Below are 19584 nucleotides of genomic sequence, written 5' to 3'. Positions count from 1 at the left end.
GCATCGGGAAATTTCGCCTGAACTGGAATGATTCAGGCGAATATGACGTGGAAATTACAGTGTAGTTGTTTTGTAAATATTAGAGAGGGAATTGTTGGGTTTATATTAAATTAACGAACGTTAGCGTTCATTAAAAATCCCAGTCTTCATCCTCGGTTTCCACCGCTTTGCCCATCACGTACGATGAGCCCGATCCCGAGAAGAAATCGTGGTTTTCGTCGGCATTGGGCGACAGCGCGGCCAGAATCGCCGGGTTCACCTCCGCCATCTCCGGCGGGAAAAGCGCCTCATAACCCAGGTTCATCAGCGCCTTGTTGGCGTTGTAGCAGAGGAAGGCCTTCACGTCTTCCTCCCAGCCGGTGCCGGCGTAGAGTTCCTCGGTATAGCTCAGCTCGTTGTCGTACAGATCCATCAGTAAATCGAGCGCAAAGCCTTTAAGCTCCTCGCGCTTTGCCTCGCTGACTTTCTCCAGCCCTTTCTGGTACTTATAGCCGATGTAATAGCCGTGTACCGCTTCATCCCGAATGATAAGCCGAATCAAATCGGCGGTGTTGGTGAGCTTGCCCCGGCTCGACCAGTACATGGGCAGCCAGAAGCCGGAATAGAAGAGGAACGATTCCAGGAATACGCTGGTGATTTTCTTTTCCAGCGGCTCGTCGGCCCGATAATACGTCAGTACCAGCTCCGCCTTTCTCTGTAATGACTCACTCTCTTCACTCCAGGTATAGGCTGCGTCCACGTCTTTGGTCTGGCACAGCGTGGAGAAAATCGAGCTGTAAGAGCGGGCGTGCACCGCCTCCATAAAGCTGATGTTCGACATCACCGCCTCTTCGTGCGGCGTCAGCGCGTCGCTCATCAGAGCCGGTGCGCCGACGGTATTCTGAATGGTGTCCAGCAGCGTCAGGCCGGTAAAGACGCGGATCGTCAGCTGCTGTTCGGCGTAGCTCAGGGTTTGCCAGGCCGGAATATCGTTGGAGAGCGGAACCTTTTCCGGCAGCCAGAAGTTGCTGGTCAGACGGTTCCAGACCTCCAGATCTTTATCGTCCTGGATTTTGTTCCAGTTAACGGCACTCACGCGTGACAGTTTCATCCTTTCTCCTTACAGCGCGCAGGACACGCAGCCTTCAATTTCGGTGCCTTCCAGCGCAAGCTGGCGCAGGCGAATGTAGTAAAGCGTCTTGATACCTTTCTTCCAGGCGTAGATCTGCGCCCTGTTGATATCCCGCGTGGTGGCGGTATCCGGGAAGAACAGCGTCAGCGAGAGCCCCTGATCCACGTGTTTTGTCGCCTCCGCGTAGGTATCGATGATTTTTTCCGGGCCGATCTCATACGCGTCCTGATAGAGCGCCAGGTTCTCATTGGTCATAAACGGGGCAGGGTAGTAAACGCGCCCGGTTTTGCCTTCTTTGCGAATCTCGATTTTCGACACGATCGGGTGAATGCTCGACGTGGCGTGATTGATATAGGAGATCGAACCGGTTGGCGGCACCGCCTGCAGGTTCTGGTTGTAGATGCCGTAGCGCATCACGTCATTCCGCAATTGCTGCCACATTTCGCGCGTCGGCAACTCGATTCCGGAGAGAGCAAACAGTTCGCGCACTTTTTCGGTTTTCGGCTGCCAGTCGCCTTCCAGATACTGGCTGAAATATTCCCCGCTGGCGTAGCGGGACTGCTCAAAGCCCGCGAACCGCTGGTTGCGCTCGCGGGCCAGCATCATCGAGGTGTGCAGCGCGTGCCAGGTGATGTTGTAAAAATAGAGGTTGGTGAAGTCCAGCCCTTCCGGACTGCCATAGGCGATGCCCTCCCGCGCCAGGTAGCCGTGCAGGTTCATCTGCCCCAGCCCGATGGCGTGCGACGCGGCGTTGCCCGCCTCGATGGACGGCACGCTGCGGATGTGGCTCATGTCCGACACCGCCGTCAGCCCGCGAATGGCGGTCTCCACCGTGCGGCCAAAGTCGGGAGAATCCATGGTGTGGGCGATATTCAGCGATCCGAGGTTGCAGGAGATATCTTTGCCGATGTCAGCATAGTCGAGGTTTTCGTCGTAGGCCGATGCGCTGTTGACCTGCAAGATCTCCGAGCACAGGTTGCTCATGTTGATGCGCCCGGCAATCGGGTTCGCGCGGTTCACCGTATCTTCATACATGATGTACGGATAGCCGGACTCAAACTGGATCTCCGCAAGCGTCTGGAAGAAATCGCGGGCGTTGATATATTTTTTGCGAATGCGCTCGTCGGCTACCAGCTCGTCATACAGCTCGCTTATCGCCACGTCACCAAACGCTTTGCCGTAAATACGCTCAACGTCATACGGCGAGAAGAGCGCCATCCCGGCATTCTCTTTGGCCAGTTTAAAGGTGATATCCGGGATCACCACGCCCAGCGACAGGGTTTTGATGCGGATTTTTTCGTCGGCGTTTTCGCGTTTGGTATCGAGAAAACGCAGAATGTCCGGATGATGCGCGTGTAGGTAAACCGCTCCCGCACCCTGGCGCGCGCCAAGCTGGTTAGCATAAGAGAACGCATCCTCCAGCATCTTCATCACCGGGATCACGCCGGAAGACTGGTTTTCGATGCGCTTGATCGGCGCGCCCGCTTCACGCAGGTTAGAAAGCAGAAACGCCACGCCGCCGCCGCGTTTGGAAAGCTGCAGCGCCGAGTTCACCGCGCGGCCAATCGACTCCATGTTATCTTCGATACGCAGCAGGAAGCAGGAAACCAGCTCGCCGCGCTGGGCTTTACCGCAGTTGAGGAAGGTCGGCGTGGCTGGCTGGAAGCGGCCGGAGAGGATCTCGTCGGTGAGCTGTTGCGCCAGCGCTTCATCGCCCTGCGCCAGGGTCAGTGCGACCATCACCACGCGATCTTCAAAGCTCTCTAAGTAGCGTTTGCCGTCGAAAGTCTTCAGCGTATAGCTGGTGTAGTACTTCCACGCGCCGAGGAAAGTCTGGAAACGAAAACCGCTGGCGTGGGCGCGTTCAAACAGCTTCACCACAAAGGCACGGTCGTAGCGGGTGAGTACGCGCGCGTCGTAGTAACCCTCGTTAACCAGATGGTCGAGACGTTCATTCTGGCTGGCAAAAGTCACGCTGTTGGGCCGCACGTGGGCGGCAAAAAAGGCGTCCACCGCCTCACGGTCTTTATCAAACTGAATGCGTCCCTCCCGGTCATAGAGGTTAAGCATCGCGTTTAATGCGTGGTAATCCGGCGTCGCCTGGATCACCCGTTCTGCGGTTGTCGTTGCCAAAATTCGTTCACTCCTTTACGCACGTTTTCGACGTCCTGCTGCGTCCCCATCAGCTCAAAGCGATAGAGATACGGCACGCCGCATTTTTGAGAGATGACATCCCCGGCGCGGCAAAAGGCATCGCCGAAATTGCGATTCCCCGCCGCGATCACGCCGCGGATTAGCCCGCGATTATGAGGATCGTTCAGAAAGCGGATCACCTGACGAGGTACCGCGCCCGCCGTACCGCCTCCGCCATAGCTGGGCACCACCAGAATGTACGGTTCCTCTACCCGGATCCGCTCCCGCTCGTTGAGCGGAATGCGCACCGCAGGCAGCCCGACGCGCTCAATAAAACGGAGCGTGTTTTCCGAGCTGCTGGAGAAGAACACCAGTCTGCTCATGCCCGTGCGGCCTGCGAGGCGAGGCGGTTGATCATGTCCGGGCGAAAGCCAGACCAGCTGGTCTCCCCGGCTACCACCACCGGAAGCTGACGGAAACCCTGCGCGCGAAGGGTGTCTGCGGCCTCGGGCTGCTGGTCAATATTCACCATCTCAAACGGCACGCCGCGGCTTTCCATCGCCCGTTTGGTCGCGTGGCACTGAACACAATCGTTACGAGTGTAAATAATAATGCTCATGATTCGTATTTCCATTTAAAATGAGAGAACGGCGCGAATCATCGCGTCAGGTTGTATGTGTCTTGCTAAAAGGAATACTAGATGTAGTTGTCTTAAGTTTCAACCATACAAGATATGGGAAATTTAGATTGATGTTGTCCCGATGATGAGCCCAGCGGGGCATGGTAGGCTATGCGGGTTAGACAGGCGAGAAGGCAAAGAAAAGCCCCGGCAGCCACTGACCACCGGGGCAGATAACGGTGCGCGATCGGGTTATTTACGCAGGCTAAGCAGAGCGCCCACGAAGATACCGACTGCCGCTACCGTGCCGAGTGTACAGAGCGGTTTCTCGCGTACGAAGGTCGTTGCGCAGCTGACCGCATCGCAGGCAGCCTGTGTCGTACGCGTGCGGCCGTTTAAACGTGCGCGGGTTTCACGGAGCAGAGACTGAGCCTTACGCTTTGCGGCATCCGCTTCGTCCTTCGCGTCACTTCCCCAGGACTTCAGCACCTCTTCCAGCGTGTCCGCTAATTGGCTGACATCATTACGAATATCCTGAGCGTCGTCGTTAATATCGTTTCGGTTCGGTCTGTTAAACATGCGATCCTCCGTAATTTTGTGTTCCCGTTCAGTTTAGTTCAGAAATTTAATATCTGAAGCCCATCACGCGTTATCCGGCAGTTTATGGACTATTCTGAAAGCCCTGCTATTGCTGAATACTGTAAGGTTGCCGGGCAGGAAAAGATAACGAGGAAAAGATATGTATTTACGACCTGACGAGGTGGCACGCGTTCTTGAAAAAGAGGGATTCACCATGGATGAGGTGACGCCAAAAGCGTATGGATATCGCCGCGGCGAGAATTATGTTTATGTTAATCGCGAAGCAAGAATGGGACGTACCGCTCTCATTATTCACCCGACGCTGAAAGACAGAAGCCTGTCATTTGCTGAGCCTGCCTCGGATATTAAAACCTGCGATCATTATCAGCAATTTCCGCTCTATTTAGGCGGTGAACGGCATGAGCATTATGGTATTCCGCACGGTTTCAGTTCGCGTATGGCGCTGGAGCGATTTTTGAAGGGACTGTTTGGCGACGTACAGTAAATCCGCGACTGGCGTGCGCCAGTCGCTTCACATCACGCTTTAGCCTGGCTGTACTGGCTGACCTTAAACAGGCGGCGGCAGTAGTCGAGGAAATAGCCGTAAACGGCTCCCATCAGCATCGAAATGACAATATTCGAACTCACTGCCGCAGCGATCTGGTGCCAGTCTGCACCGACTGTCAGAAGAATGGCCACGTAAACCGGCGACTGGAACGTTACATACGCCAGGACGTCTGCCAGGTTTTTCACCCAGCCTACAGGACTAATTCGACGTGCGAAACGCATTACCGCATCGCGGTATAATCCGTAAGGCCATGCAATAATAATATTGACCGGGATCGCCACCAGACGAGAAGAAAATGACTGCTCGAAGGACATTCCGGAGAGGAATATTTCGATCAGCATGTTCACGACGGAACAGTAAACAACCATCGCGAAGGTATCCGCCACCGCGTGGCGCAGGCGAGATTGCGGCGAGAACATGTCTGAACTCCTTGAGAAGAACACAAAAGAAACGATTTCCCTTCGGCGCATAGTGCTTTAGGTTGGTTTGTTTGACGTGTATAGCGTATATCTCTGAGTTTGAACTAACAACTAGTGATTAATTTTTATTTAATCGCCTTTAGTCCACAAAATTCTCTAAAACTGTTCGTTTTTTGCTCCGATCGTTATAATCTCTCTCGCTTGGCTTTTTTTATATCAAAATCAAGATGTTGGTTTTATTGATGGCGCAAGCGACGAATCCGCCTCATGACAGCGGCGCAGTATGCTGTGATTTGGAGTAAAGTTGACCATTTATATTAATGCGGTGATTAGATTCCCCTGTTTCCTGGCAGCCCCGTGCGCTATTATTCGCAATGAGATTTTAATATATTTACACTGATGTCCATACGGACCCTTGGGTAGATATTTCAACTCAAATGAATTATTCTGTCGGCGATTTATCTATTTACCCCAAAGAAAAGGTTTTCAAATAATATGTCTTTGACGTTACAGAATCTTAATAATATCCGAACCCTGCGCGCCATGGCGCGTGAATTATCCCTGGACGTTCTTGAGGAAATGCTGGAAAAGGTCAGGGTCGTTACTGAAGAGAAACGGAGTGAACTCACGGAATTAGAGCAGCAGCGCGCCGAGCAGCAGGAAAAAATTAATGCCCTGCTGGAACTGATGAAAGCCGATGGTATTTCACCGACCGATCTGCTGGGCTCTGAACTGGCGCTGGCGGGTAAGCAAACGAAAAAGCGTAAGCCGCGTGAAGCAAAATATCGCTTTATTGACCAGAACGGTGAAGAGAAAACGTGGACCGGCCAGGGCCGCACGCCTAAGCCTATCGCCAGCGCGCTGGAAAACGGTAAATCACTGGATGATTTTCTAATCTAATGCGTTGACCGGGTGGAACATGCCGCCCGGTTATCTGTTCAGCAGACGCCGAAATCACCTTCTTCGGTATACGGCGCCACATCGGCGGCTTTCAGCGTATATTTCTCACCTTGCTCATTGCTGGCCTGGACCGCCACAATGCTGTCACCGTTCACTTCGAGCACTTTCAGTTTCGGGCCGCCTTTACGCGGTTGCACATAATCACCGACAGAAAACATATTACCTCCTCATCGTTTTAGCGATCTTCACATTAGCCCACGTATGACGCCGGGTACAGCGTATTTCACCGATTACTGCTTATGAGGTACGACGGTTCCAGGGCATCACCTTAAGCAGCCGCGCCATGCCGCAAAAGCCCGTCACACCGGCAAACAGCAGCCCGGCACCTACAAAGCCGCTGAGCAGGAAAAAGCCGCTGGAGACGCTATAGCCCAGAACCACGCCACAGAGTATTAGCAGCCCGGCGGCAATTTGCACCTGACGCATCAGCGGAAGCGGCTGGGATTTGTCTTCGACAGTCGGCAGCCCGGCCTGCTTCCAGCCCTGAATGCCACCTTCGACCACAAATGCCTGAGCGGGAACGGCAGCCTGCGCCAGGCGATCTGCATTGCCTGAGGTACGGGCGCCGGACTGGCAGTGAAAAATCACCGTTTCGCCCGCCTGCGTTTTAAGTCCACCGGGTAAAGTACCCAGCGGCACGGACCGCGCGGCGGGAATATGCTCGCGGGCGTACTCATCGGCATCACGAATATCAATCAGTTTTGCGCCTTCAGCGATGCGGGCACTGGCCTCGCGCGGCGAAATAAGGGGAAGTGACATAGCGGCTCCTTACGGGCAATAAAGCTTTTTCAGGGTGCTGATGAGCTGATGCACCGCATCGTTTTTAATGAAATAGAGAATGCGCTGCGCGTCGCGGGTACTGTCGATCAGACCTTCCTCACGCATGCGCGCCAGATGCTGCGACGTGGCGGAAGGACTAAGCCCCGTGGCTCGCGCCAGTTCTCCCGCGCTGGTGCCGGGCGCTCCGCACAGGGTGCAGAGGATCAGCAGCCTACGCGGGTTGCTCATCGCTTTTAAAAGTGTGGCGGCCTGCTCGGCGCTGGCCTGAAGCTGTTCGAGTTCAGTCATATTAGTTTAGAGTTTTCTTAATTAAGGTAATGCTAAACTAATCCGATATATTAAACCAGCGTCACAAGCGTAAAAGAGGGTAAACGCGGGGCAGAAAACTGGCGCAGACAGGTAAGCTGGCTATGCTTACAAAGAGTTCTCTTTATTATTTTCAATGGATTAGCTTGCACGGAGTTTTGATATGGGTTTTTGGCGTATTGTTTTTACCATCCTGTTGCCGCCGCTGGGCGTGCTGTTAGGCAAAGGGTTTGGCTGGGCGTTTATTATCAACATTATTCTGACGCTGCTGGGCTACATCCCGGGTCTTATCCATGCCTTCTGGATTCAGAGTAAGAACTAAGCACGCCAGAGTAAGTCGCTGTAGATCCCGGTCAGCACGCCCTGGGGGCCAAACTGCTGTTTGATCCAGCGCGTGACCTGACCGGTTGCGGCATGCTGCGTGGCAAGCAGCATGCGCGAATCCTGACGCGGGTTATTGATACGCCGCGTCACCAGCAGGCCATCTTCAACCGCTTCCCGCGCCATATATTCCGGCAAAAAGCCTATCCCTTCGCCCAGGATCTGACACTGACACTTGGTGTTAAAGTCCGGCACCAGAATCGCCTCCTGCCCGTGCAGCAGCCAGCCGACCTTTTTGTTAATGGTGTGCGCGGTATCTTCCACCATGATGTTGGGATACAGGCGCAGCTGGCTTTCCGCGATCGGTTCCGGAACGAACGCCAGCGGGTGCTCCGGCGCGATGGCAAACACCCAGCGAATGGCGCCGATTTCGGTGTAGTCAATTCCGCCGCCGTCGAGCAGCGTGTCCGGCGCGCCAATGGCGATATTGGCCTGGTTGTTGATGATAGAGTCCCACACGCCGTTATAGACCTCGGTGGTGACGGTGATCTGACAGGTGGGGAACTGCTTTTTCAGCACCTGTAGCAGCCGCGCGGTATGGCGCGGCGTATACAACAGCTGGTTGATACAGATGCGTACACGCGCCTCGATGCCCTGTGAAATGGTATCAATCCCGCGCTTTATGGCGTGAAAGTCGTTAAGCAGGTCGGTGGCTTTGCGGTAAAAGTAAAAGCCGGATTCGGTCAGCTCAATGCTGCGCGTGCTGCGGACGAACAGCACCACGTCCAGCCCGGTCTCCATGCGCTTAATGGTGTAACTGATGGCGGAGGTCGTTACACCCAGTTCGGCGGCGGCTTTGCTGAAGCTGCCGAAGCGTGCGGCGGTGGTAAAGGCCAGCAGGTTCTCCTCGGTAAAGATGGAATTCATATCTCACTCCCTTCAGCCATCAGTTTTGAACATATTTTAACAGCGTCGTTACAACGCATTTGAAGCCGATCACAGTTCTGGCTATTTCATCAATGCCTCGCCATACAAGGCTTTTCCAGACATAAGCATAATGCGTTTTGACGCGCTAAAAAGCGGTTAAACATAAGAAAAAGGTTGCACAGACGCACGTTTTGACTGGTTTATTGAATTTAACTCAACAATGAATTGTCTGTCGATGAATCATTTTTAAGCGGATTCTTTTATGACCAGGCTGTTGCTATTCTCAGGTCAACAGAAATAAAAACATCGGGAGTCTGAATATGTCTGCAACTGAACTGGTTACGGAATTTTTGCTGGCGGCAGAAGAGGGCAATAGCGATGCGCTAAAAGCCTGTCTGGAGAAGGGCGTGGATATTAACGCCACGAACCGCCAGAAAAGAACCGCCGTTATTATTGCCAGCCTGAAAAAACATTATGCCTGCGTGGAGTTCTTAATTGCCGCCGGGGCGGATATTGATAAACAGGATCAGACCTGCTTTAACCCTTTCCTGATTAGCTGCCTGACGAACGATTTAACTCTCCTGCGGCTGGTATTACCCGCGAACCCGGATCTCGACCGTCTGACGCGTTTTGGCGGCGTGGGCATTACGCCTGCCAGTGAAAAAGGGCACGTGGAGATCGTCCGCGAGCTGCTGGAAAAAACCGATATCAACGTTAACCACACCAATTTTGTCGGCTGGACGCCGCTGCTGGAAGCCATCGTACTCAACGACGGCGGCGCAAAGCAGCAGGCGATCGTGAAGCTGCTGCTCGAGCACGGCGCGAACCCGCATATGACCGACAAATACGGCAAAACCCCGCTCGAACTGGCGCGGGAGAAAGGCTTCACTGAGATTGCAGACCTGCTGGCGGCGGCGGGCGCGTAAGACGGTCGGTCAGCCCGTTCCGGCTGGCCGCTAATTAAATAAAACATTTTTACCGACGTGCATTTTGCACGACGGCGGCCCCCTTTTATCCGCGAACAGGTGCAAATAATGCCAACGAAAATCGTGATTAAAAAGAACACCTATTTTGACTCCGTATCATTAATGTCCGTTTCCACTAAAGCCAATAAATTGCCGGGCGTCGAACAGGCCTTTGTCGCCATGGCAACGGAAATGAATAAGGGCGTTTTAAAAAACCTCGGGCTTTTAACGCCGGAATTAAATGAGGCGAAAAACGGTGACCTGATGATCGTCATTAAAGGCGACGCGGCGAATGAAGAAACGCTGGCCGCTATTGAAGCGCTGTTCACGCGTAAAGAGAGCGCGGGCTCCCATGAAGCGCGCTACGCGACGATTGCCAGCGCCAAAACCCATCGCCCGGACAGTAACCTCGCGGTCATTTCCGTCAACGGTACCTTCGCCGCCCGCGAAGCGCGTCAGGCGCTGGAAAACGATCTCAACGTGATGCTGTTTTCCGATAACGTGTCGCTTGACGACGAGCTGGCGCTGAAGAAGCTCGCGCACCGGAAAGGGCTGCTGATGATGGGGCCGGACTGCGGCACCGCCATCATCAACGGCGCGGGACTGTGCTTCGCCAACGCGGTGCGTCGCGGACCGATTGGTATCGTCGGCGCATCCGGCACCGGCAGCCAGGAGCTGAGCGTGCGTATTCACGAATTCGGCGGCGGCGTGTCGCAGCTGATCGGCACCGGCGGACGCGATCTCAGCGAGAAGATCGGCGGCCTGATGATGCTTGACGCCATTGAAATGCTGGAAGCCGACGAGGGTACAGAAGTGATTGCGCTGATCTCCAAGCCGCCCGCGCCAGCGGTGGCGGAGAAAGTGCTGGCCCGCGCGCGCGCCTGTCGTAAGCCCGTGATCGCGTGCTTCCTCGGTCGCAATGAACCGCCCGCCGATGAGGACGGACTTCAGTTTGCGCGCGGCACCAAAGAGGCGGCGCTGAAGGCCGTCCTGCTCACCGGCATCAAAAAAGAGTCCCTCGATCTGCACCCGCTCAACTGGCCATTAATTGAAGAGGTGCGCGCCCGCCTGACCCCGCAGCAGAAGTACATTCGCGGCCTGTTCTGCGGCGGCACCCTGTGCGACGAGGCGATGTTTGCCGCGCTTGCGAAATTCGACGACGTTTACAGCAACATCCAGCCGGATCCGGCTAAGCGCCTGAGCGACATCAGCGTCAGTAAAGCCCACACTTTCCTCGACTTTGGCGACGACGATTTCACTAACGGCAAGCCGCACCCGATGATTGACCCCACCAACCGCATCAGCCGCCTGCTGCAGGAGGCTCGCGACCCGGAAGTCGGGGTGATTGTGATGGACTTTGTGCTCGGCTTCGGCGCCCACGAGGATCCGGTCGGCGTGATGATCGACGCCATTAAAGAAGCACAGGCCATCGCGAAGGCCGATAACCGTCCGCTTGAGATCCTCGGCTACGTGCTCGGCACCGACCAGGATCCGCAGTCGCTGGCGCAGCAGTGTCAGCTGCTGACCGACGCAGGCGTCATCTGGGCCAGCAGCAGCACCAATACCGGATTACTGGCACGCGAATTTGTCTGCAAAGGGGAGAACGCATAATGACTACCTTATTTAACCAGCCGCTGAACGTCATTAACGTGGGTCTCGCGATGTTCAGCGACGATCTTAAAAAGCAGCACGTTCCCGTGACCCAGCTCGACTGGACGCCGCCGGGGCAGGGCAATATGCAGGTCGTTGAAGCGCTCGACCAGCTGGCGGAAAAACCGCTGGCGGAGAAAATCGCCGCCGCCAACCAAATCGCCCTTGAGCGCATTATTCAGTCTCATCCGGTGCTGGTGGGCTATGACCAGGCGATTAACGTTGTGCCGGGGATGACCCGCACCACCATTCTGCACGCCGGTCCGCCTGTCTCCTGGGAAAACATGTGCGGCGCGATGAAGGGCGCGGTCACCGGGGCGCTGGTGTTTGAAGGGCTGGCGAAGGATCTGGACGACGCGGCGCGACTTGCCGCCTCCGGGAAGATCGCCTTCTCGCCGTGCCACGAGCACGACTGCGTGGGCTCCATGGCGGGCGTCACCTCCGCGTCGATGTTTATGCACATCGTTGAGAACAAAACCTACGGCAACCGCGCGTTCACCAACCTTAGCGAGCAGATGGCGAAGATCCTGCGCATGGGGGCCAACGACCAGAGCGTCATCGACCGACTGAACTGGATGCGCGACGTGCTCGGCCCGATGCTGCGCGACGCGATGAAGATTATCGGCGAAATCGACCTGCGCCTGATGCTGGCCCAGGCGCTGCACATGGGCGACGAGTGCCACAACCGCAATAACGCGGGCACCACGCTGCTGATCCAGGCGCTGACGCCGGGGCTAATTCAGGCGGGCTATCCGGTGGAGCAGCAGCGCGAGGTATTCGAGTTTGTCGCCAGCAGCGACTACTTCTCCGGCCCGACATGGATGGCGATGTGTAAAGCCGCGCTGGACGCCGCCCACGGCATTGAATACAGCACCGTGGTTACCACCATGGCGCGCAACGGCTACGAATTCGGCCTGCGCGTTTCGGGGCTTCCGGGGCAGTGGTTCACCGGCCCGGCGCAGCAGGTGATCGGCCCGATGTTCGCGGGCTATAAGCCGGAAGATTCCGGGCTGGACATCGGCGACAGCGCGATCACCGAAACCTACGGCATCGGCGGCTTTGCGATGGCGACGGCCCCGGCGATTGTCGCCCTGGTGGGCGGGACGGTGGAGGAAGCTATCGACTTCTCCCGCCAGATGCGCGAAATCACCCTCGGAGAAAACCCTAACGTCACCATTCCGCTGCTCTCGTTTATGGGGATACCGACCGCCATCGACATCACGAAGGTCGCTGGCAGCGGCATTTTGCCGGTCATCAATACCGCCATTGCGCACAAAGACGCGGGCATCGGCATGATTGGAGCGGGCATCGTTCACCCGCCGTTTAGCTGTTTTGAAAAGGCGCTGTTGACCTTCCGCGAACGCTACTTTTTATAAGGCATGCATCCATGAAAAACATGAAGCTGGAGTGGAAAAGAGGTGACTGGGCGGCTTATTTCGGGTTGATGACCAACAACCTGACCAATTTGCTGACCATGATGGGGTTGCTCATTTTTGTCGTCGGCATCCCGAAGGAGATTGTTTATGGACGCATCGCGCCGGCCTTCGGGCTGGCGGTGCTGGCCGCGAGTATCTGCTACGCGTGGTTCGGCATGCAGATGGCGCGCCAGACCGGGCGCACGGACGTGACAGCGCTGCCGTCCGGCCCCAGCGCGCCGTCAATTTTTACCGTGACCTTCCTGGTGCTGATGCCGGTGTATCAGCAAACGGGCGATGCGGAGTTCGCTATTCAGATTGGCCTGGTCTGGTGCTTCGTTGAGGCGATGATTCTTGCGGGCGGTTCATTCCTGGGCGAAACCATCCGCAAGATGATCCCGCGCACCGTGCTGCTGTCGTGCCTCTCCGGTTTAGGCCTGCTGCTGCTGGCGATGAACCCGATGCTGCAGGCGTTTGAAGCGCCGACCGTATCGTTCATCGTCCTGCTGCTGATCTTCATCAACTGGTTTGGCAAAAAGCCGATTTTCGCCAGAATCCCTACCGGCCTGCTGTTGCTGATAGCCGGTACCGCACTGGCGTGGATCTCCGGCCTGCAGAGCCCGGAAGCGATTAAAGCATCCATGTCATCCTTCGGCTTTAACCCGCCGCAGGTGCATGTGGAGGGCTTCCTGCAGGGCCTGCCGCACGCGCTGCCGTATCTTGCCTCTGCCGTACCGCTGGGGCTGGCGAACTACATCTTTGACCTGGAGAACATCGAAAGCGCCCACGCGGCGGGGGATGAATACCCGACGCGTAAAGTCATGCTGGCGAACGGTCTGGCCTCCATGCTCGGCTGCCTGATGGGGAACCCGTTCCCGGTGACGGTTTACGTCGGCCATCCCGGCTGGAAAGCGATGGGGGCCAGCATCGGCTACACGCTGGCCTCCGGCGTGACCATGTTCATCGTGCCGCTGTTCGGGCTGGGGGCGTTTATGCTCGCCATCATTCCGATGACCGCCATCGTGCCGATTCTGGTGTTTATCGGCGTGGTTACCGCCAACCAGGTGGTGAGGGAAACGCCGAAAGTGGAAGTGCCGGTGATCTTCATCTGCCTGTTCCCGTGGATCGCCAACTGGGCGCTGACCATGATGAACAGCGTGATGGGAGCGGCGGGCACGAATGCCGCCAAAATCGGTACCGACGTGCTGCACAGCAAAGGGATCTACTACGAAGGATTAGTCCATCTGGGGAACGGGGCACCGCTCGCCAGCATGCTGTGGGGCTGTATCGCCATTTTTGCCATCATCAACAAACCGCTGCGCGGTGCCGTGGCTGCGGCGGGCGGGGCACTGCTGGCGCTGTTCGGGGTGATCCACGCCCCGGTGGTGGGCTTTGCCGAAGGCAGTTCGCTGATGTTCGTCACCGCGTATCTGATGATGGGCGGCATGTTTGTGGTGAAGCATTTTCTCGACAGCCGGGAAGTTGCGAGCGCTGCGTCGGGTAATGTTGCGAAGGAACACGTATGAAAGAGCTTATGGTCGTTGCCATCGGCGGCAACAGCATTATCAAAGACAACGCCAGCCAGTCGGTTGAACATCAGGCGCAGGCGGTGAAAGCGGTGGCAGAGTCGGTGCTGGAAATGCTGGCCTCCGACTATGACATCGTGCTCACCCACGGCAACGGCCCTCAGGTGGGGCTGGATCTGCGCCGTGCTGAAATCGCCCACGAGCGGGAGGGGCTTCCCCTCACGCCGCTGGCAAACTGCGTGGCGGACACCCAGGGCGGCATTGGCTACCTGATCCAGCAGGCGCTGAACAACCGCCTTGCCGCGCGCGGCGAGCAAAAGGCGGTCACGGTCGTCACGCAGGTGGAAGTGGATAAAAACGATCCCGGCTTTGCGCACCCCACGAAGCCGATCGGCGCGTTCTTCAGCGAGGCGCAGCGCGACGAGCTGCAGCGCGCGCACCCGGACTGGCACTTTGTTGAGGATTCGGGCCGGGGATATCGTCGCGTGGTGGCCTCGCCCCAGCCGCTGCGCATCGTCGAGGCGGATGCGATTAAGGCGCTAACGCAGAAAGGTTTTGTGGTCATCGGCGCGGGCGGCGGCGGTATTCCCGTGGTGCGCACTGAGCAGGGCGATTACCAGAGCGTCGACGCGGTGATCGATAAAGATCTCTCCACCGCGCTGCTGGCCCGTGAGATTTGCGCCGACGTGCTGGTGATAACTACCGGCGTGGAAAAGGTGTGCATCAACTTCGGCAAGCCAAATCAGCAGGCGCTGGAGACCGTCGACGTAGCAGAGATGACGCGCTACATGGACGAAGGCCACTTCCCGGCGGGCAGCATGCTGCCCAAAATCGTCGCCTCGCTGGCGTTTTTACACCACGGCGGCAAGCGCGTGATTATCACCTCGCCGGACTGCCTGCCCGCCGCGCTGCGCGGGGAAACCGGTACCCATATTATTAATGAAGGAAGATAAGATGAGTGAAAATAAAAGCCGCCGTGAATTCATCAGCCAGAGCGGCAAAATGGTGACCGCCTGCGCGCTGTTTGGCGCGACCGGATCCGTCGCGTATGCTGCCGACTCCGCAAAGCCAACCTGCGAGACGGGTAAACCGATGACGATCACCGCGAAACATTACTATCTGGACAACGTGCTGCTCGAAGCCGGGTTTAATTTCGACGGCAGCGTGGCGACGAGCACCCGCACCGAGCTGAAAACGCTTGAGATTCAAGACGGGAAGATCGTCGCCCTGCGCGATAACAAGCGCCACGCCGACGCCACGCTGCCGCACTACGACGCGGGCAACAAGCTGATGCTTCCGCCGATGCGCGACATGCACATTCACCTGGATAAAACCTTTTACGGTGGCCCGTGGCGTTCCCTCAACCGCCCGGCAGGTACCACCATTCAGGATATGATCCGCCTGGAACAGAAGCTGCTGCCGGAGCTTCAGCCCTACACCCAGGAGCGTGCGGAAAAGCTGATCGATCTGATCCAGTCGAAAGGCTCCACCATCGCCCGCAGCCATTGCAATATCGAGCCGACCTCCGGCCTGAAGAATCTCGAAAACCTGCAGGCGGTCCTGGCGCGCCGTAAGCCCGGCTTTGACTGTGAAATCGTCGCCTTCCCACAGCACGGGCTGCTGCTGTCCCATTCCGAAAAGCTGATGCGCGAGGCGATGCAGGCCGGGGCGCACTACGTGGGCGGGCTGGATCCAACCAACGTTGACGGCGCGATGGAGAAATCTCTCGACCTGATGTTCCAGATTGCGCTGGACTACGACAAAGGAGTGGATATTCATCTGCACGAGACCAGCCCGGCGGGCGTGGCGGCGGTGAACTACATGATCGAAACCGTGGAGAAAACGCCGGAGCTGAAGGGGAAGCTGACCATCAGCCACGCCTTTGCGCTGGCGACGCTTAACGAAAAGCAGGTGGATGAGATCGCCACCCGCATGGCGGCGCAGCAGGTGACCATCGCCTCCACCGTGCCGATTGGCACCCTGCATATGCCGCTGAAGCAGCTGCGGGACAAGGGCGTGTTTGTGATGACGGGAACCGACAGCGTGATCGACCACTGGTCGCCGTACGGTCTGGGGGACATGCTGGAAAAAGCGAATCTCTACGCCCAGCTCTACATCCGCCCGAACGAGCAGACGCTCTCCCGCGCATTAGGTATCGCGACCGGCGACGTGCTGCCGCTGAACGACAAAGGCGAGCGCGTGTGGCCGAAAGCGCAGGATGACGCCAGCTTTGTGCTGGTGGACGCCTCCTGTTCCGCCGAAGCCGTGGCGCGCATCTCTCCGCGTACCGCAACGTTCCACAAGGGCAACCTCGTCTGGGGCGTTGTGGGTTGATGTGCATTTCTCCCTCTCCCTGTGGGAGAGGGGGGATGGCATCAGGCCGCACTTCTGTAGGCCGGGTAAGCGCAGCTTCCACGCCCGATGCTGGTGCCGATCGCCGCGCGCACGGCTCAGTAGCCGACCTTGTATACCCGCCCGCTCTGCACGCCTTCCACGCTGCGGCGATAGGCTTGCGCCACCGTCGCGGCAGGCACGCTTTCGAAGCCCGGGAAGAAGCCATCGTACGTTTCGACGGATTCGGTGAGAACCGTCGGGCTAATCAGGTTGATGCGGATCCCGCGCGGCAATTCGCAGGCTGCGGCGCGAACAAACCCTTCCAGCGCCGCATTCACCGTGGTGGCATTTACGCCCTGCGCAATCGGCTCGTGCGCCACAATTCCGCTTATCAGCGTAATCGAGCCGCCTTCGTTCAGGTAGTGCTGGCCGGTCAGCGCCAGGCGCACCTGTCCTAGCAGCTTATCCTGTAGCCCCTGGTTAAAGTCGCTATCTTTCATGGTCGCGAGCGGGCCAAAGTAGAGGCCACCGCTGGCGGACACAATGGCATCCACCGGACCGATTTTCTCGAACAGCGCCTGAACGCTCGCCTGAGAGGTGATATCTACCTGCTCGTCGCCCTGCGTGCGGCCGACGCGGATGACCTCGTGGCGACGACTCAGCTCTTCCGTTACCGCACGACCAACCGTACCGCTGGCACCAATAATGACGATTTTCATAGCCGACTCCTTCTGTTGTGAGCCTTCATTCTTTAATAAATTAAAATACGGATAAACTGGGCTAAAGTTAGAAGATTGCTAACCAGAGGTTTGGAATATGGATAAGCTTCGCAGCATGGAGACCTTTATTGCGGTGGTTGAAAGCGGCAGCTTCACCGGCGCGGCAGCACGGCTCGAGATGTCGGCGGTGATGGTGGGGAAGTACGTTGCGCTGCTGGAATCCCAGCTTGGCACCCGCCTGCTGGAGCGTAACACGCGGCGCCAGAGCCTGACCGACGCCGGACGGGTCTATTTCGACGAGGCGAAGCGGGTGCTGGAGCAGGTCGCGATCGCCGAAAGCGCCGTGGAACGCCTGCGCGCCGCACCGTCAGGCACCCTGCGCGTGACGGCGCCCACCTCGTTTGGCGGCAGCGCGATCGCGCCGCTTACGGCCTCCTTTTTGCAGCGCTACCCGGAAGTGCGCATCGAGCTGGATCTCACCAACCGGATGGTGGATCTGGTGGAGGAGGGTATCGATCTGGCCATTCGTATTGGCGACATTCACAACGACGATCTGGTGGCGAAATACCTCTGCCCTTACCGGATGGTGATCTGCGCCGCGCCGGACTACCTGGCACGCTACGGTACGCCGCAAACCCCTGCCGATCTGGTGGATCATCTCTGCCTGTCCCACAGCGTGTGGACCGCGCGCAACGAGTGGCGACTGCCTGGCGTCGAGGGCGAGGTGCGCTGGAAGCGGGATGCGGTCTTAAAATGTAATGACGGCTACGGGCTCCGGATGGCCGCGAGAGCCGGAGCGGGACTGCTGCTGCAGCCGGAGGTGCTGGTGGCGGAAGATCTGGAAAGCGGCAGGCTGGTTCGGGTGCTGAAAGAGTATATTCCGGCGCCGAGACCCGTGCATTTATTGTGGCGTCAGGATTTACGTCAACTGCCTAAGCTTACGGAATTTATCGCCCATATTCTGCTAAGATTGGGCACACTATAAAAAAAGAAGGTAAGCAAAGAATGTCTGTGAGTAAACTCGCCAGCAGCGCGCAGGGCCTGCAATCATCTGCCATCCGTGAATTATTAAAACATAGCAAAATGGCCGGCGTCATTTCGCTCGGTGGGGGGATTCCGAATCCGGCCTTGTTCGATCACGAAGGCCTGAAAATTGCCGCTGATGCCGTGTTATCTCAGCATTTTGGCGAGGCATTCCAGTACGGCCTGACCGAAGGCGTGCCGGGACTGCGGGAAGAGATTCAGCGTATTTGCGAGGGGCGAGGCATTCGCTGTAAGGCGGATGACGTGGTCGTGACCTCTGGTTCACAGCAGTCCCTCGACGTGCTGGCGCGTGCTTTGATTAATCCGGGCGATATTGTCGTCGTCGAGCGTCCAACCTATCTTGCTGCGCTGCAGGTATTCGGCCTGGCGCAGGCGAATTTTGAATCCGTTGGCACCGACGGCGACGGCATGAAGGTTGATGAACTTGAGGCGTTGGTGGCAAAGAAAACCATCAAAGCGGTCTATATCGTTCCAACCTTTGGTAATCCTGGCGGCGTGACGCTTTCTGAGGCGCGTCGTAAACAGCTGGTGGAACTCTCGAAGCGCTATGACTTCGTGATTATTGAAGACGATCCGTACAGCGAAATTAATTACACCGACGAAGTGTTCCGCCCGTTGATTGCTCACGCCAAAGATATCGGTAATGAAGAGAACGTGGTGTATACCTCCACCTTCTCCAAAATTCTCGCTCCCGGAACCCGCGTGGGCTGGGTGCTGGTACCGGAGTGGCTGAAGCGTGCGGTGGTCAACCTTAAGCAAACCACCGATCTGCACACCAGCACGCTGTCGCAGCTGATGACGTATGAGTACCTGAAAACCGGTCGTCTGTCCGCTCAGATTAAAACGATCCGCGAAGCCTATCGCCAGAAATACCAGACGTTCGCAACCGAGCTGGAGGCCGAGCTTGGCGACGTGATGTCTTTCCACAAGCCGAAGGGCGGCATGTTCCTGTGGGCGAATATGAAAAATGGTAGTAATACCACCCGCTGGCTGGAAAAAACGTTAAGTAACGGCGTAGTATTTGTGCCGGGCGAATTTTTCTACTGCAATGAGCCAGACCATTCAACGCTGCGCATGTCATTCGTCACCCCAACGGATGAAGAGCTGAAGGAAGCGGTTCAACGCCTGAAAAAATCGCTGTAAAAGACCTGCGCATAACGGTGGTTTTGCCGTTATGCGCAATACGCGTTCAGGGCGGCACGGGCCGC

The 19584-nt window shown here is 57.0% G+C and carries 22 protein-coding genes; 11 read left to right on the top strand and 11 right to left on the bottom strand.

What is annotated here, in order from left to right:
• Positions 1-130: 130 nt before the first annotated feature.
• The 5 genes from nrdF to UR504_RS07705 form a co-directional block, all read right to left on the bottom strand.
• Positions 131-1090 (bottom strand): class 1b ribonucleoside-diphosphate reductase subunit beta, encoded by a 960-nt coding sequence (nrdF, locus tag UR504_RS07725; protein WP_302236609.1) that lies wholly within the window; start codon positions 1088-1090, stop codon positions 131-133.
• 9 nt (positions 1091-1099) lie between these two features.
• Entirely contained in the window at positions 1100-3244 is a 2145-nt protein-coding gene (gene nrdE, locus UR504_RS07720; protein WP_302236613.1) for a class 1b ribonucleoside-diphosphate reductase subunit alpha, read from the bottom strand.
• Positions 3217-3627 carry a class Ib ribonucleoside-diphosphate reductase assembly flavoprotein NrdI gene (gene nrdI, locus UR504_RS07715; RefSeq protein ID WP_133295016.1) on the bottom strand — a complete coding sequence of 137 codons (411 nt, stop codon included), beginning with the start codon at positions 3625-3627 and terminating at the stop codon, positions 3217-3219. Before nrdI ends, nrdE begins: the two co-directional genes overlap by 28 nt.
• Complete coding sequence (nrdH, locus tag UR504_RS07710; RefSeq protein WP_274240656.1) at positions 3624-3863, bottom strand: glutaredoxin-like protein NrdH; 240 nt, start codon at positions 3861-3863, stop codon at positions 3624-3626. The genes nrdI and nrdH overlap by 4 nt, the downstream gene beginning before the upstream one ends.
• A 252-nt stretch (positions 3864-4115) precedes the next feature.
• On the bottom strand, positions 4116-4442 hold the full coding sequence (locus tag UR504_RS07705) for a DUF883 domain-containing protein (RefSeq protein WP_008502569.1): 327 nt from the start codon (positions 4440-4442) through the stop codon (positions 4116-4118).
• 160 nt (positions 4443-4602) lie between these two features.
• Here UR504_RS07705 and UR504_RS07700 point away from each other — a divergent pair, with 160 nt between their 5' ends.
• A complete protein-coding gene (locus tag UR504_RS07700) occupies positions 4603-4947 on the top strand; it encodes a DUF2002 family protein (RefSeq protein WP_023308923.1) in 345 nt (114 codons plus the stop codon).
• Between the two features lie 32 nt (positions 4948-4979).
• Here UR504_RS07700 and alaE read toward each other — a convergent pair whose 3' ends face one another.
• Positions 4980-5429: an L-alanine exporter AlaE gene (alaE, locus tag UR504_RS07695; protein WP_274240654.1), complete on the bottom strand. Its 450-nt coding sequence runs from the start codon at positions 5427-5429 to the stop codon at positions 4980-4982.
• Positions 5430-5924: 495 nt separating this feature from the next.
• On the opposite strand from alaE, the gene stpA reads away from it, so the two are divergent.
• A complete protein-coding gene (stpA, locus tag UR504_RS07690; protein WP_111965892.1) occupies positions 5925-6329 on the top strand; it encodes a DNA-binding protein StpA in 405 nt (134 codons plus the stop codon).
• 38 nt (positions 6330-6367) lie between these two features.
• On the opposite strand, the gene UR504_RS07685 is transcribed toward stpA, so the two are convergent.
• The 3 genes from UR504_RS07685 to UR504_RS07675 form a co-directional block, all read right to left on the bottom strand.
• Complete coding sequence (locus UR504_RS07685; protein ID WP_023308920.1) at positions 6368-6547, bottom strand: hypothetical protein; 180 nt, start codon at positions 6545-6547, stop codon at positions 6368-6370.
• Between the two features lie 79 nt (positions 6548-6626).
• On the bottom strand, positions 6627-7148 hold the full coding sequence (locus UR504_RS07680) for a rhodanese family protein (protein WP_115876119.1): 522 nt from the start codon (positions 7146-7148) through the stop codon (positions 6627-6629).
• Positions 7149-7157: 9 nt separating this feature from the next.
• Positions 7158-7457, bottom strand: coding sequence for an ArsR/SmtB family transcription factor (locus tag UR504_RS07675; protein ID WP_115876118.1), 300 nt, complete (start codon positions 7455-7457; stop codon positions 7158-7160).
• Positions 7458-7638: 181 nt separating this feature from the next.
• Between UR504_RS07675 and UR504_RS07670 the strand changes: the two genes are divergently transcribed.
• Positions 7639-7797 (top strand): YqaE/Pmp3 family membrane protein, encoded by a 159-nt coding sequence (locus UR504_RS07670; protein ID WP_115876117.1) that lies wholly within the window; start codon positions 7639-7641, stop codon positions 7795-7797.
• Here the strand turns inward: UR504_RS07670 and UR504_RS07665 are convergent.
• Positions 7794-8723: a LysR substrate-binding domain-containing protein gene (locus UR504_RS07665; protein ID WP_115876116.1), complete on the bottom strand. Its 930-nt coding sequence runs from the start codon at positions 8721-8723 to the stop codon at positions 7794-7796. The two genes, UR504_RS07670 and UR504_RS07665, sit on opposite strands and share 4 nt — an antisense overlap.
• A 320-nt stretch (positions 8724-9043) precedes the next feature.
• On the opposite strand from UR504_RS07665, the gene UR504_RS07660 reads away from it, so the two are divergent.
• From UR504_RS07660 to UR504_RS07635, 6 genes are all read left to right on the top strand, one after another.
• Positions 9044-9649: an ankyrin repeat domain-containing protein gene (locus UR504_RS07660; RefSeq protein ID WP_320739566.1), complete on the top strand. Its 606-nt coding sequence runs from the start codon at positions 9044-9046 to the stop codon at positions 9647-9649.
• Between the two features lie 108 nt (positions 9650-9757).
• Positions 9758-11299 carry an acyl-CoA synthetase FdrA gene (gene fdrA / locus UR504_RS07655; RefSeq protein WP_271369192.1) on the top strand — a complete coding sequence of 514 codons (1542 nt, stop codon included), beginning with the start codon at positions 9758-9760 and terminating at the stop codon, positions 11297-11299.
• The gene (locus tag UR504_RS07650) at positions 11299-12714 is read left to right on the top strand and encodes a DUF1116 domain-containing protein (RefSeq protein WP_320739563.1); all 1416 of its coding nucleotides are present in this window, start codon (positions 11299-11301) and stop codon (positions 12712-12714) included. Before fdrA ends, UR504_RS07650 begins: the two co-directional genes overlap by 1 nt.
• A gap of 11 nt (positions 12715-12725) precedes the next feature.
• Positions 12726-14279 carry a xanthine permease gene (locus tag UR504_RS07645; protein ID WP_115876113.1) on the top strand — a complete coding sequence of 518 codons (1554 nt, stop codon included), beginning with the start codon at positions 12726-12728 and terminating at the stop codon, positions 14277-14279.
• A complete protein-coding gene (locus UR504_RS07640; RefSeq protein ID WP_271369190.1) occupies positions 14276-15232 on the top strand; it encodes a carbamate kinase family protein in 957 nt (318 codons plus the stop codon). The genes UR504_RS07645 and UR504_RS07640 overlap by 4 nt, the downstream gene beginning before the upstream one ends.
• A gap of 1 nt (position 15233) precedes the next feature.
• A complete protein-coding gene (locus UR504_RS07635; protein ID WP_274240650.1) occupies positions 15234-16613 on the top strand; it encodes an amidohydrolase family protein in 1380 nt (459 codons plus the stop codon).
• A gap of 116 nt (positions 16614-16729) precedes the next feature.
• Here UR504_RS07635 and UR504_RS07630 read toward each other — a convergent pair whose 3' ends face one another.
• Complete coding sequence (locus tag UR504_RS07630) at positions 16730-17332, bottom strand: short chain dehydrogenase (protein ID WP_023308908.1); 603 nt, start codon at positions 17330-17332, stop codon at positions 16730-16732.
• Positions 17333-17429: 97 nt separating this feature from the next.
• Between UR504_RS07630 and UR504_RS07625 the strand changes: the two genes are divergently transcribed.
• Positions 17430-18317, top strand: a complete 888-nt coding sequence (locus tag UR504_RS07625; protein ID WP_271369188.1) for a LysR family transcriptional regulator — start codon at positions 17430-17432, stop codon at positions 18315-18317.
• Between the two features lie 20 nt (positions 18318-18337).
• Positions 18338-19519, top strand: a complete 1182-nt coding sequence (locus UR504_RS07620) for a PLP-dependent aminotransferase family protein (RefSeq protein ID WP_302236638.1) — start codon at positions 18338-18340, stop codon at positions 19517-19519.
• Positions 19520-19584 lie beyond the last annotated feature (65 nt).

This window comes from Enterobacter sp. 241F3 (genome assembly GCF_034106785.1).
In the GTDB taxonomy this organism is placed as follows: Bacteria; Pseudomonadota; Gammaproteobacteria; order Enterobacterales; family Enterobacteriaceae; genus Enterobacter; species Enterobacter vonholyi.
The sequence above is the reverse complement of the archived record's forward strand: the minus strand, read 5'-3'. Positions and strand labels throughout refer to the sequence as shown.